The organism is Flavobacterium sp. TC780 (assembly GCF_056783245.1).
Genome location: NZ_JBXBAV010000030.1, coordinates 1 through 14,370, shown reverse-complemented (window position 1 = coordinate 14,370; position 14,370 = coordinate 1). Strand labels below are relative to the sequence as shown.

10 protein-coding genes are annotated in these 14,370 nt (G+C 31.1%); 9 read left to right on the top strand and 1 reads right to left on the bottom strand.

Annotated elements, in window-relative coordinates; genetic code table 11:
- The 4 genes from AC1RYN_RS03055 to AC1RYN_RS03040 all read left to right on the top strand — a co-directional run.
- A partial coding sequence (locus AC1RYN_RS03055) for a TonB-dependent receptor domain-containing protein (RefSeq protein WP_481805787.1) occupies positions 1–516 on the top strand: 516 nt, incomplete at its 5' end.
- A 97-nt stretch (positions 517–613) separates the two neighbouring features.
- Positions 614–835 (top strand): hypothetical protein, encoded by a 222-nt coding sequence (locus tag AC1RYN_RS03050; protein ID WP_481805786.1) that lies wholly within the window; start codon positions 614–616, stop codon positions 833–835.
- Between the two features lie 56 nt (positions 836–891).
- Positions 892–1,422 (top strand): hypothetical protein, encoded by a 531-nt coding sequence (locus AC1RYN_RS03045; RefSeq protein ID WP_481805785.1) that lies wholly within the window; start codon positions 892–894, stop codon positions 1,420–1,422.
- A 9-nt stretch (positions 1,423–1,431) separates the two neighbouring features.
- The gene (locus AC1RYN_RS03040) at positions 1,432–2,970 is read left to right on the top strand and encodes a RagB/SusD family nutrient uptake outer membrane protein (protein WP_481805784.1); all 1,539 of its coding nucleotides are present in this window, start codon (positions 1,432–1,434) and stop codon (positions 2,968–2,970) included.
- Positions 2,971–3,434: 464 nt separating this feature from the next.
- Here the strand turns inward: AC1RYN_RS03040 and AC1RYN_RS03035 are convergent, their stop codons facing one another.
- Complete coding sequence (locus tag AC1RYN_RS03035) at positions 3,435–3,671, bottom strand: hypothetical protein (protein ID WP_481805783.1); 237 nt, start codon at positions 3,669–3,671, stop codon at positions 3,435–3,437.
- 629 nt (positions 3,672–4,300) lie between these two features.
- Here AC1RYN_RS03035 and AC1RYN_RS03030 point away from each other — a divergent pair.
- The 5 genes from AC1RYN_RS03030 to AC1RYN_RS03010 all read left to right on the top strand — a co-directional run bounded on the left by AC1RYN_RS03030 (position 4,301) and on the right by AC1RYN_RS03010 (position 13,647).
- Positions 4,301–4,639, top strand: a complete 339-nt coding sequence (locus AC1RYN_RS03030; protein ID WP_481805782.1) for a hypothetical protein — start codon at positions 4,301–4,303, stop codon at positions 4,637–4,639.
- A 451-nt stretch (positions 4,640–5,090) separates the two neighbouring features.
- Complete coding sequence (locus tag AC1RYN_RS03025) at positions 5,091–7,856, top strand: alpha/beta hydrolase family protein (protein ID WP_481805781.1); 2,766 nt, start codon at positions 5,091–5,093, stop codon at positions 7,854–7,856.
- A gap of 567 nt (positions 7,857–8,423) precedes the next feature.
- On the top strand, positions 8,424–11,555 hold the full coding sequence (locus AC1RYN_RS03020; RefSeq protein ID WP_481805780.1) for a SusC/RagA family TonB-linked outer membrane protein: 3,132 nt from the start codon (positions 8,424–8,426) through the stop codon (positions 11,553–11,555).
- 4 nt (positions 11,556–11,559) lie between these two features.
- Positions 11,560–12,960, top strand: coding sequence for a RagB/SusD family nutrient uptake outer membrane protein (locus AC1RYN_RS03015; RefSeq protein ID WP_481805779.1), 1,401 nt, complete (start codon positions 11,560–11,562; stop codon positions 12,958–12,960).
- 291 nt (positions 12,961–13,251) lie between these two features.
- On the top strand, positions 13,252–13,647 hold the full coding sequence (locus AC1RYN_RS03010) for a hypothetical protein (RefSeq protein ID WP_481805778.1): 396 nt from the start codon (positions 13,252–13,254) through the stop codon (positions 13,645–13,647).
- The last annotated feature ends 723 nt before the right edge of the window (positions 13,648–14,370 follow it).

Genomic DNA, 14,370 nt, shown 5'->3' with positions numbered 1-14,370 from the left:
TGGGGTGGGGGGATTACAGAAAAAGGTATTATTTCTTATTTAGGACGTTTGAATTATAATTTTAAAGAAAAATACTTTATTCAAGCATCTATAAGACGTGATGGAATCTCGCAATTTGAATCTAATGTTAGATGGAATAATTTTCCTGGAATTTCAGTAGGCTGGACAGTGTCTAAGGAAAATTTCATGGAAAGAATAAATAATACAGTTTCCGATTTAAAATTAAGAGCATCTTATTCTGAAGTTGGTAATGTAGATGTATTACGTGGAATTTCTTATCCTTCAAAAGGATTAACTATTAGTTCCCCTTACGGAGATTTAAATGGTATTGGATATTCTCAATTTGGTAATAATTTGTTACAATGGGAGACAAGTACAAAAACAGATATAGGTATTGATTTTGGATTCCTTAATAATCGATTAACCTTCACTTTTGATTATTACAAAAATGATATTGATGGCTTAGTTTTAGAGGCGCCAGTTAATCCATCTTTAGGTATTCCTGAAGTATCATAAATAGTAATGTAGGTAAAATGTTTAATGAGGATATGAGTTTGCTTTAGCTTTTAAAGCTATACATACACAGAATTTTTCATGGGATATTGCAACTAATGTGACACTTTCTAAAAATGAAGTAACTTCCTTGCCTAGTGGTGATATTATTGGAGGGTCTTACACAGCCGATACAAATATTTCTCCAAATATCATTATTAGAAAAGGGGAGTCTATTAACTCTCTTTATGGGTTTAAATATTATGGTGTTAACAAAGCAAATGGAAACCCAGTTTATTACAAAGCAGATGGAAGTCTAGTACAAGGAAACTTACCAGTCTAACCTCTTATTCCGTTTATAACCCTGATAATCCTTCAGAAACAAGTACTGTTGCATCATTGAGTACTGCTGATAAAGTAATCTTAGGTAATACACTTCCAACTTATTTTGGTTCGATTAGTTCTAATATGAAGTATAAAAATATTGATTTTGGATTCATGTTCAGATTTAGTGGCGGAAATAAAGTATTCAACGCTACAAGAAGAGAATTAATGAACCAAAATTTTAATAATAATGGGAAAGAGATTTTAGGTAGATGGCAAAGTGTTGATAACCCTGGAGACGGATGGACGCCAAGATTATATGCTAGTACAAATAATACAACAAATCTTAGTGGTAGTGCAACTTCTCGTTTTGTTGAAAAAGGTGATTTTATTTCACTTGATAATATTAGTGTAGGTTATTCATTGCCAAAAATGCTATTAGACAAAATTGGGGTTAACAGTTTTAGGATTTTTGCGCAAGGGCAAAATATTTGGTTAATTTCTGATTACAAAGGAATTAATCCTGAAATGGAGACTGCTGGTGTAGATATTAATGGTACGCCACGCTCTAAAGTGATATCAATGGGAATAAATGTAAGTTTATAATAAAGACGTATGAAAAATATAATAAAAACAATTTTACTTTTTGTAGTTGTATTCGGGATGAATGCATGTACAGAAGAGAAAATATTAGACTTAGATCCAATTAATAACATATCTGAGGGTATGGCATTTTCAACACCATCACTTATTGAATCATCTATGAATGGTGTTTATAATGCTGCAGCTATTGGGCAATATAACACTAACAGCCCGAATGGTGGTAGAGGTTATGTTTGGGGAGCTGCTTTTGTAGAACAAGGAGATTGCAGAGGAGAAGATGTTGTTAATACAGCTGCTTTTTTTCAATATACTTATGAAGGTAGTTATGATCCAACTACTGCAAATAACGTATACTACTGGGTTGATGGTTATAGACTAATTAACAGATGTAATCTGATGATTGAAGGTGTAATAGATGCTGTTGCTAAGAATATAATTACTCAGTCTGTTGCCGATGATTATATAGGACAAGCTAAATTTTTAAGAGCAATCACTCATTTTGAGTTGTTGAACTTCTTTGCAAGACCATACAATTTTACTTCAGGTGCGACACATGCAGGTGTAATATACAGAGAAGTTGGGATAAACACAGCTGCGGAAATTGCTTCGGAAAAGTTAAAGCCAAGAAATACTGTAGCTGAATGTTATGCTAAAATTTTGGCAGATTTAACCGATGCTGAAAATTTGATAACAACAAAAATAACGGCAAAAGCATCTAAAAGTGCAGCAATTGCTTTTAAAACGAGAGTATATCTTCATAAGAGGGACTGGGCTAATGTAATTGCTGAAGGAGTTAAACTAAATGGTGTTTATTCATTAACAACAGCTCCTGGCGCTCCTTTTATATTGACTAATAATCTGAATAATTCAGAGTCGATTTTCTCAATTCAACATTCTTCTACTTCTAATCCAACAGTAAATGGTGCTTTGGCAAGTATGTATAAACAAAGAGCTATAATTGCAATTAGCCCTATAATTTGGAGGAATCCAAGTTGGTTAGTTGATGATAAAAGAAGAGAAGAAGGTAAAATGATTTATACTTCTGCAGGGGTAAAATACACTAATAAATATACAGACGTTACAAACAGAACTGATGCTGCTCCTGTTATCAGATATGCAGAGGTGCTATTAAATATGTCTGAAGCTGAAGCTCGTCTGGCATCTCCAAATTTAACAGAATCATTGAGATTGTTAAACCTTGTAAGAGATAGATCTCTTGCTAATCCTACTGCACAAACCTATACTACCGCTACATTAAGTTCTCAAGCATCTTTGGTTAATGCAATAATTGTAGAAAGAAGAATTGAGTTCCTTGCTGAAGGACGTAGATGGTCAGACATTCACAGATTACAAGGAGATGATTTAGCTCGTATTGATGGAGTTCCTGCAAAAGTAGCAAATACAACTCCACCTTCTGCTGATTACATTTTAGGAACTCCTTATACAGGAGCATTAACGGTTGCCGCTATACCATATACTGACCGTAGATTTGTATGGCCAATACCGCAAATTGAATTAAATGAAAACCCTGGACTAGAGCCAAACTGGTAGTTTTAATCACTAGTACAGATATAATAAAATGTCTTAAGAGATAAAAGAAAATGAACTTTAAAATAGAAAAGCTACAGCAGTAATGTTGTAGCTTTTTTGTTTGTTTTGAAGGTGTGAAGGAGATGATCCGAACAGGACTATTAGGAGTAAGATGCTCATGTTGGATGGAGCTTAATCTATGTAATTATCTCACATAAATAAATTATCTTATTTTTAATATCTAAAATACAGATATCGATTGCATGTATATTTCCGTCACTTTCCTTGAAATAATAGGAAATATATATTTCCCTTTGAGTTTACAAGAAGCTTAATATTTGCTAGTTCCTTTTTAATTGCTTTATCGTTAATATTATAATTAAATAAAAGTTCAGAAACATCTTTATTTACTAATGGTGTTTTTTGCCATTTTGATATTTTCCAATCACTCCGAAGGTCATAGGGTTTAGGATAACTATTATTATTTACAAATAAACTAGCAGTATCCTTTTATCAAAAGTAATTATTTCCATGCTGAACCCTTCTCCTTGAGGACTGATTGAGTTTTCAGAGTTAAATATTTTCTTTTTAATTTCAATATTTAGCCCCAAAGTTTTATTGAAATATTCTTGATTTATTGTGCCTGAACAACCTGTTAAGACAAGGCTAATTATACAAATTGAAAAAAAACTTCTTTGTTTTTTCAATTTTACTTTTTCCATAATTATCTATTTTATACTCATATTTTTACTAGGAAGATAATTGATTCAGCAGAAATCATCTATTTTTTATTATTAGAATCATTAATATTATAAATGAAAAAATTACATAAAAAAATAAAAACCAGCTATGAAGTTTTGTGTTTTTAGAAATTTCATTTATTTCTAAAATTTCTTTTTTAGGAAATAATCTATTAAACATAAAGTATCCTAGAAAGACTTCGATTAATGAAAAAATATACAATTCAACTTTAGAATGGTTTGAAAGGATCATCCTGAAAAACAGGGAAACAAAAGTATAAAGAATGTAAATACATTCATAAAAAACAATAATAAAAGAGCGAAAATTGAACTTTCATATGGAATTCTAATTGTGCTTCCTTTATTGTAGTATCTGTAAAATAAGTAAATTATGTATTTCATTTTTTCATTTTAAAATTGTGAATTTATCGCATATCTATTCATGTTCTTCAAAATTTATTTTTACACTCCGTAAATGACCCAGCAGAAAGAGTGGAGGTACTATAAATCTTCAAAGCTCATTCTCTTTTTTAAATTTATTTTAGTGGTATTTTTTATTACTTTTATCTCTTGCTTTTTTTACATATTATAACTTCCTGATAAAATTTACAATGAGAATTTCTTCAAATCTAAATTACATTAAATCATCAAATTTATTTCTTATTTCTGCAGGTCTTGGTTTAATTAATTTTTTATTATCTCCTGATATACTTTTGTCGAAATCAGCCATAATAATAAGTGTAATTGCTATTTCTATTATTTTAGTTTTGGGATTGCTAATTAGATTTGAAATCTCTTGGGTTAAATATCTTTTAATTGTTGTAATTATTTTTGGTGTAAATGCTTTTCCATCATTTATAAAAGAAGAGTTTAATTCGTCCTTTAAATGCTCTTATCACTATATTGCAATCAATAGCTCTGATTTATGGTACAGCCTTATTGTTCTTTAAGAAGAAATTAAAAAATTATTGATTTGTTTGTTTTTATGGAATGCCTTTATGAAATATAGCTTATATGCTCAATTAAAAAAAATCGTTGAGTAAATAGAATGTTTTAAGAAAGGCTTTGGAAAGTTAGAGTCATTTTTTCAATGATTTAAGAGATATTATGAGTTAATTAATTAATTAAATGTATTGATTATATATTATTAATAATCAGTTGATAATTGAGGCGGTGACTGCCTCATATTTATGACGCAATTCTGTAAAGAAAAAACAAAACAGACTTTATTCTTAAATAAAATTTAAAAGCTGCAACAGCAATGTTGTAGCTTTTATTTTGTTATAATTTAAGAGTGGAACATTTCTGTAGAGAGGCATTTGTGGAATGTACATTATTTATGTAGTTTTACGAGGAATAGTTGAATTATTGAGCTAGAATTATCCCTAATAAAATAGAATTATGAAGTTTAAAATGTATTTGCTTGTTTCTTTATTTTTTGTCGCAATTGGATCATTTGCACAAAAAAAATCACTTACTGTAGATGATTTTGATAATTGGAAACAAATAGAAAAAGCACAGTTGTCTGAAAACGGTGCTTATCTGGTATATGAATATAATCCAGGAAATGGCGATGGTATGCTTGTTGTCGTTAATGTTAAAACAAAAGTATCAGATACAATTCCCAGAGGGTATGATGCTCAGATTAATGGGAAAAGTACGTTTGTATCATTTAAAATAAAGCCAGAAATAGCAGTTAGAAGAAAGGCAGAAACAAAGAAGCTAAAAAAAGAAAAACTACCAGTTGATTCTTTGGGAATCTATGTATTTAAAACCAGAGAAATAAAAAAATATCCAAATCTAAAAAGTTTCAGTCAACCTCTTGAAGGAGGAGAGTGGTTAGCGTATAAAACAATCCTGAAAACAGTAAAAGTAAAAGATTCGATAGGAGCAGATAAAAAATCAAAAGCAAAGAGCGATACTCTTGTAGTTGTTTATAACCCTATACATAAAGATAGTGTAACATTTTTGAATATAAAAAGCTTTAGTTGGTCTAAAAAAGCAGATAAATTATTGCTTCATTCAGAAAAAAAGAAAGATTCTTTAATTGCATCAGCCTTATTATATTTTGATGCAGGGACCAAAAAGGCCGATACGATTTTTAATTCAAAAGGTACAATAACAAAGATCGCCATAGAAGATAAGGGAGAAAAGTTAGGATTTCTATTTTCATCCGATACAACTAAAATTAAAAAATATCAGTTGTATAAAGGTTCAAAATTACAGTTGACAGAATTAAAAACGAACAGAATTAAGAACATTCCAGAGAATTGGAATTATTCAGATAAAGGAGATTTATTTTTTTCAGCAAATGGAAAGAGATTGTTCTTTGGAAATACTTTATTTGAAGGAGAAAAACGTAAAGATACTTTATTAAATAAAGAACGTGCAGCATTGGATATTTGGGCATGGACAGATAAAGAATTACAGCCAGAACAGATTGTAAATAGTAAAAAGGAACAAAACCGAACGTATCAGGCAGTATATGATTTTAGTTCAGACAAAGCGGTACAGTTAGCAAATAAAACTGTTCCTGATGTTACAGTATTAAATAATGGGGATGGGGATTTTGTTTTAGGATCAGATGATGAATCTTATAAAAGAGCTTCTTCATGGAATGCTTTATTTGTAAAAGATTTTTCTAAAATAGATCTGAATACAGGGGAGCAAAGCATATTGGTTAAAGAACAAGATCGGGTATGGCTTGGAGGTTCTCAAAAATATGCTGTTTACTACAACAGAAAAGATAGCATTTATTATGCTATTAATTTAAAAACCAATCAGCAGAAACCATTAACCAAAGGGACAAATGTGGCTTGGTATGATGAGCGAAATGATCAGCCTAATGAGCCTTCTCCATACGGTATTGCTGGCTGGGATGAAGGAGATAAATCGGTTTACATTTATGATCGTTATGATATATGGAAATTTGATCCAGAATCAAAAATACAGCCAAAAAGAATAACAAAAAATGGGAGAGAAACAAAAAAGGTGTATCGATATCTTCAGATAGATAATGAGGAAAAATTTATAGATACTAAAAAACAAGTTTTGTTATCAGTTTTTGAAGAAAGTACAAAAAAAGCAGGATATGTTTATTCCGATTTTAATAAAGAAAAAACACCTGTTGTTATAATGGAAGGCGACTATTTCTTTACAGCACCTAAGAAATCTAGAAATAGTAAAACTATTTTTTATACCAGACAAAATTATCAGCAATACCCTGATATTTGGGTTACTACAATCGATTTTGAGTCTCCTGTGCAATTAACAAAAGCAAATCCACAACAAAAAAAATATAAGTGGGGATCAGTAAGTTTGGTAGAGTGGAAAAATAATGATGCGATTACTTTACAAGGATTATTGTATAAGCCTGAGAATTTTGATCCAAACAAAAAATATCCAATGGTAGTGTATTTTTATGAATTGAATTCAGAGACCTATCACCGTCATTATGCTCCTCAGCCTAGTAGGTCTACAATTAACAGAACGTTATATGCTAGTAATGATTATTTTGTTTTTGTTCCAGATATCATTTATAAAAAGGGGCTTCCAGGAGAGAGTGCTTATAACTGTATTGTGAGCGGTGTAGAGAATATGATAAAACAATATCCATCAATCGATGCAAAACATATAGCGCTTCAAGGACAAAGCTGGGGAGGTTATCAAACAGCATATCTTATAACGCAAACAAATATGTTTGCAGCAGCTATGGCAGGAGCTCCAGTTAGTAATATGACCAGTGCTTACGGAGGTATTCGATGGGAGACAGGTATAAGCAGAATGTTTCAGTATGAACATACGCAAAGCAGAATAGGAGAAACGATCTGGGGTAATTTAGATGCCTACATAAAAAACTCTCCTTTATTTTATGCCGATAAAGTACAAACGCCTTTATTGATGATGCATAATGATAATGATGGAGCAGTGCCATGGTATCAGGGAATTGAATATTTTACTGCATTACGTCGTTTAGATAAGCCAGTATGGATGTTAAATTATAATGGAGAGCCACATAATCTTAAAGCTGAGAGTTGGGGTAATAGAAAAGATTTATCAACGAGAATGAAACAATTTTTTGATCATTATTTAAAGGGTGAAAAAACTCCAGAATGGATGATCAAGGGACGATCAAATCTTGAAAAAGAAAGTAATAAAGCCTACTAAAAAAGAAGAAAAATACAATTTATTGAACATTTACTAGCTATCTAGATTGATAATAAACTCTTAATTTGTTTAATAAATAGGAATGAATTATTCAGAAATTTGAGTGCTGACTCGAAATTTTTAAGATCAGTTTTGAAAGCTGAAATTATTTGTAATTCAGATACATAATAAAAGTTTATTTAATGAAATGAATCAAGCTTTAAGTTTTAATATATCAAAAAAACTGCCCAAATTTCTTGGGCAGTTTTTTTTTGAAATCAATCGTATAAGTTTTCTTGAAATAGCAATTGAAACTCATACAATGCTATTGAAAAAAGGATCTAATTCTTTATAATTAACAAATGTTAAAAAATTAACATTTTGTTTCTTGTTAAAACTATAAATGGATATTGTTGTAGTTTTTTTACTATAATTAGCTGTAACACTCTTTGTTCTTGGCTTTTGTAGTTTATTTCTCTTTTTATTTAAAATAAAAAGTAGGAAATTTTTCTTAATTGTTTATTGTTTAATTGTTATTGTAAGAAATTTTCATTTGTTTTGTTGACTATTAATTATAAAATATTTAACATGAAAGTAAAATTTACATGGATTTTAACATTACTAATGGTATTGACCATGCAGTTTTCTTTTGCACAAGAGAAAACTATTTCTGGAATTGTTTCAGATGCGATAACAGGGCCAATTCCTGGCGTAAACGTTAATATCAAGGGAACAAATATTGGTGTCCAAACGGATTTTGATGGTAAATATTCTGTTAAGGCAAAACAAGGAGACATACTTGTGTTTTCTTATATGGGAATGCAAGATATGTCGGCTACAGTTGGTGCTTCTTCTGTAGTGAATATAGTGATGAAGGAAGATGGTAAAGCGCTGGATGAAGTTGTGGTAATGGGATATGTTACTAAATCTAAAAGTAATATGACAGGTAGTTCTAAGCAGCTTTCAGGAAATGTTTTAAGTGGTATTCCAACAGTTTCTGTTGATCAGGCTTTACAAGGAAAGGTAGTTGGTCTGCAAGTATCAAGTTCTTCTGGAACCCCAGGTTCTGTTCAGGATATTCGTATTAGAGGAGCTGGGTCAATATCAGCAAATAACCAACCTCTGTATGTAATTGATGGCGTACCTGTAATAAGTGGAGATCTTTCAGGTGGTAATGATAATAAAACAGTTCAGACAACAACGAGTTCAGCTTCATCAATGTCAGTTTTAGCGACTTTAAATAGTCATGATATAGAAAGTGTAACAGTTTTGAAAGATGCATCAGCAACTGCGGCCTATGGAGCGAGAGGGTCTAATGGAGTAATTGTAATTACAACAAAAAGAGGAAAAGTAGGAAAACCGTCTTATAATTTTAGTAATTCTATTGGTTTTCAGAATAATGCAGTAACAGGTAGGAGGCCTCTTACGGGAGATCAAAGAAAAGAATTGTATTTAGATGCAGTTTATAATACTTATGGAACTTCTAAAGGTTTTGATAGAACAACAGCTGAAAATTGGCTATTGAATACTCCTGAAGGATTAAATATTGATGCTAGCAAAGCAAGTTTACAAGATTGGGATGGTGTAAGCCACAACTGGGGAGAATTACTAAAAAATAAAGATGCATTAGTTCAGAATACAGATTTTTCTGTATCAGCAGGGGATGAAAAAACGACCTTTAATGCTTCGCTTGGATATAATAAAACAGAAGCTACTGTTAAGGGAGCTGAATTTAAACGATTTACTGCTACGCTAGGGGTTACAAGAAAATTAACTGAAACCTTGAAGTTTAGTACTGCAAATTTTTTTTCTGAAGCTAAACAGAATGGTATCTTAGAGGGAACAGGAACTTTTAGTAACCCTAACTTGACAAAATATTTTATGAATCCTTGGGTGAATCCTTATAATAGTGATGGTACATTTAATATTGGTACAGGGGCAAATGTTTCAGATATTGGGTATTGGACTTCTCTGCATAATACTTTTTATACTTTAGCAAATAATGTTAAAACTAATAATTTATTAGGGCTTAGATCTAATAATACTTTAGACTGGAAAATATCAAATCATTTCAAATATAAATCAGTATTTGCAGTAGATTATAATATGAATACGTATCATAATTATAATAATAGAATTCATGGAGATGGTAGGAATTACAATGGTACTATAGAACAGAGTATTAGACGAAACACGAATCTGGTTTCGCAAAATTCGATTAATTATACTTTGAAATTAGACAAGCATAATTTTGACGCAACCGCACTATTTGAGCACCAAAAAAATAAAAATGATTATATTGGAGGTTATGGTCAGAATATTGGTTCGGATGACTTGATTTATTTAGATGTTGTTTCTAAAAATAAATCTACAATGGGGAATTTTTCAGATTGGTTAAATGTTTCTTATTTAGGGTTATTTAATTATAATTATGATAATAAATATGTACTTGATGCTACATATAGGAGAGAAGGATCATCCAAGTTTGCTCCGAAACATCGTTTTGGTAATTTCTGGTCTGTAGGTGCGGCATGGAATATTAGTAATGAAGTATTTATGGAAGGTTCTATTTTTAATAACTTAAAACTCAGAACTTCTTATGGGACTTCGGGAAATAGTGGTATAAATGAGAATTCATATCAAAGATTAATTGCATTTGATGCAAGTTATGATGCGCAACCTGTAGCTTATCCATCCACTATAGGTAATGAGTTGCTGACTTGGGAAAAGAATAAAACAATTGATGTAGGTTTAGAATTTGGACTGTTTAAAAACAGGCTTTCGGGAAGTGTATCGTATTACAATAGGGATACGTATGATTTACTACAGAATGTACCAGTTTCATTAACGCAAGGAGTTCCTACAGGAACTAGTGTGATACAATTAATGAATGCAGGTGCGGTTTTAAATCAAGGAATAGAAGTTGAATTGAATGTAGATATTTTTAGAGGAAATGACTTTAATTGGTCTATCTCGGGTAATTATTCACACAATGATAATGAAGTTAAAAAATTAGCAAAAGATCCAGCAGGAAAAGATATAGAGATTACTACAGGAACTAAAGTTACTAAAGTTGGAGAATCAATAGGGACATGGAATATGCGCAAATGGGCTGGTGTAGATCCTGCTAATGGATTACCGTTATGGTATGTTAATGGTGTAGATGGAGAAACAACTTCAGTTTATAACAATGCCAAAGTGGCAATGCAAGGAAAATCTGCTCCAGTTTATTTGGGCGGATTTGGTACTCATTTTGATTATAAAGGGATTTATTTAGATGTTTCTTTCTATTTCGCAGGTGGACATAAGGTGTATGAAGATTGGACTAGTTATACTCAAAGCACAGGAGATAATACTTTTGTTTCATTCAATGGTACAGAAAATCTGATGGATAGATGGCAAAAACCAGGTGATATTGTTTCGACTCCTAAGATGGAGCTTGGGGCAGGACGAAATGCAGCAACTACATCAACAAGGTTTTTATATGATGGAGATTATATAAGAATGAAAGATTTGGTTTTGGGATACAGATTCGGTCCAGAGACGGTTAAGTTTATGAGCCTTGCAGGATTAGATTTATCAGTAAGAGGGACAAACTTATTGACTTTTGTGAAAGATGGTAAGATGAAATACGATCCAGAGGTAAGAGCAGATGGTTTTACGAGTCTGGTAAGTCCGCCAGTAAAATTGGTAGTATTTGCAATTAACATAAAATTATAAGAAAATGAGAAAAATAATATACACATCTTTAGTTTTTTTAGGACTCATTTTAGGTTCGTGCACAGATGGGGATTTGGATCCTAAACTAAGTATAAATAAACCTAATACGGAGATAAAAACAGTTGGAGATTTAAAAGTTGTACTTGGGGGAGCTTATGATATAATGACGACATTTGCTTATTATGGGCGAAATGTAATGGTTTTTGGAGATGTTCGTTCTGATAATGCATATGCAAATGGTAATTCGGGACGTTTTAGAACTTCGGCAGCAATGGATATGACAAACGCTGATTCTGATGCAAATGATGCTTTTTTGCGTATGTATGCTGTAATTGCAAATTGTAACATTATTATAGATGCAAATATTGTTGCTGATCCAAATATTGTAGGAAATGAAGCGGAAATTAATTATGTAAAAGGGCAAGCTTTAGCTTTGCGTGCTTTGGTACATTATGATTTGGTGCGTATTTATGGGCAACAACATGTTGCAGGTGGAGATTTAAATTCTTTGGGGGTAGCTTATGTAAAGCATTTTTTAGATGTAAACGATATGAAGCCTAAAAGAAGTACTGTAGGAGAAGTGAAATCTTTTATTTATGCAGATTTGGATAAAGCTTTAACAATGATGGATAAATCTTTTGATAAAGGGAATAAAATGGCAGTTAGAACAACTATGGTATATGCAATTAAAGCTAGAGTTGCATTATATTTCGGAGATTGGGATATAGCTAAAGTTGCTTCTCAGGAAGTTATTAATAATAGTGGAGCAAGAATACTTACTGCAGCAGAATATGCTGAATCTTTTAAAGCAAATCTTCAACCAAATTCTATTTTTGAGTTGGTGTTTACTTCAGATGATAACCGTGGTAACGATAGTTTGTTTAATATCTATAACAATACTGCTTATGGAGATATTGTAGTTTTAGAAGATCTAAAAAATCAGTTTTCTTCTTCAGATGTTAGAAGAAATATGATTACTATTCAAGAAAGATTACGTTTGAGAAATACAGGTAAGTTTGTAAAAGTAGATATGAATGTTGTTTTGTTTAGATTTGAGGAAATGTTATTGATAAATGCAGAATCATCTTTTAGACTTAATGCAGCAGATCCTCTTGCATTGACAAATTTAAATCTAGTAGCAACAAACCGTAATGCTACACCTTATATGTCGGTGTCAATTGATAATATTCTTTTAGAACGCAGAAAAGAATTATGCTTTGAAGGTTTTAGGTTTGATGATATTGCAAGGACTAAGATGAATATGCCAGTGGTAGATCCTGTTAAACAAACTTATGATGATTTAGGTTTAGAAGGAATTGCTTATGGCAGCTCAAGATATGCGTTTCCTATTCCATTAAAAGAAATGAATGCAAACGCAAATACAATTCAAAATAAAGGTTATTAAATTTTAAGATTATTAAAAAGCTTTATAGCTAATAAATTATAAGAACTGTCCAAAATATTTTGGGCAGTTTTTTTTGGAGGAATTTGAATTGTTACTAAATTTTTAAGAATGAGAAACTGTGTTTTTTTCTTTTAATGAGATGCTATAAGTTATTGTTTAATGAAAAGTATAGCTAAATAAGAAACTCACAATACTATTGGGTAATTAACTAAAAGTTAACATTATTATTGTTGCTAAAGTATATATTTGGGATTCTATTTTTATTATCAAAATATTAACCAAAACAAAAAAATGAAAAAATTAATTTATTTACTGGTTTTTTGCCCTTTTTTAGGGTTTTCACAAGATGGTACCAATAATGTAGATTGTGATGCGAATGATATAATAAAAGAAATATATCAAGAAGGGAATCGAACTATTATGAAATGCACTGATGCAAATGGTAATTTTGTTTTAACGACTATATATATTGACCCAAGTGGTGCTGGTGGTGGTAATGGAGGAAGTGGCAATAACGATAGTGGTGGTAACAGCGGAGGTAATAGTAATGGTAATGGCAATAGTGTAGACACAGGTATGTCTGAACCTCTAGGACCAGAAGGTTCAGGTTCTACAGGTGGTGGATGTATCAATACATGGGTAAAGGATAATGGAAAGTGGCAGCAAACTGCTTATTGCGGAGGATAGTCGATAGTCGTGGCCTACAGTTTTATAATCTTTTATGGTTAATGGAATTGTATTAGCGTTAGGGAGAATACTGAAAGTACCTAAAAAGGAAGGAGCTGAAATCTATGATTTTTAGCTCCTTCCTTTTTTTAATGCTGTATACTGTTATTAAGTTAAACGAAATTTTTGTTTAACAATTTTAAAATTTTACTTATTGGAAGAAATATTGTTTTTTATGCATTGAATTTTTGTTCACGGTAATTTTATAAGCTTAAAAATAAATGGACATTTATTATAAAATCATAGAGTAGAACTATCATGTAAATACAAGTATAAAACAAATACGATTTTACTTTTTCTGCTAGGTTTTTAATCTCGAGTAATTCGCCCTGAAATTAATTTACAATAGCTATGCTCATATGTTAGGTATAATTCAGGAGTTTTGTGTCTAATTTTTATGAATTATATCCAATTATAAACATAAGAAAAGATGTAATTCAGACTTATCAATGTAAGGTGTTTTGTAATAATATAGATGAAAGATTTTAGGGTTTTATTATATACTTATTCTGATAATTTTTTGATAAAGGGAGGTGTTACGGTTATGCTTTTTGATTGGTATTGATTTTTGTAATGATTTGATTGAGAAATCGTTTGAGAAGTCGTATTTTTTTGCAATTAATTATTTACTTCAAGTGCTTCTTAGGTGCTGCCTCCCTAACAACAGGAGCATGTATTAACCTT

What these genes read in the sequence shown, in the direction of transcription:
- AC1RYN_RS03040 (WP_481805784.1), top strand. Translation starts at nt 1,432, where the DNA reads ATGAAAAATATAATAAAAACAATTTTACTTTTTGTAGTTGTATTCGGG.
- AC1RYN_RS03025 (WP_481805781.1), top strand. Translation starts at nt 5,091, where the DNA reads ATGAAGTTTAAAATGTATTTGCTTGTTTCTTTATTTTTTGTCGCAATT.
- AC1RYN_RS03015 (WP_481805779.1), top strand. Translation starts at nt 11,560, where the DNA reads ATGAGAAAAATAATATACACATCTTTAGTTTTTTTAGGACTCATTTTA.
- AC1RYN_RS03030 (WP_481805782.1), top strand. Translation starts at nt 4,301, where the DNA reads ATGAGAATTTCTTCAAATCTAAATTACATTAAATCATCAAATTTATTT.
- AC1RYN_RS03020 (WP_481805780.1), top strand. Translation starts at nt 8,424, where the DNA reads ATGAAAGTAAAATTTACATGGATTTTAACATTACTAATGGTATTGACC.
- AC1RYN_RS03010 (WP_481805778.1), top strand. Translation starts at nt 13,252, where the DNA reads ATGAAAAAATTAATTTATTTACTGGTTTTTTGCCCTTTTTTAGGGTTT.
- AC1RYN_RS03035 (WP_481805783.1), bottom strand. Translation starts at nt 3,671, where the DNA reads ATGGAAAAAGTAAAATTGAAAAAACAAAGAAGTTTTTTTTCAATTTGT.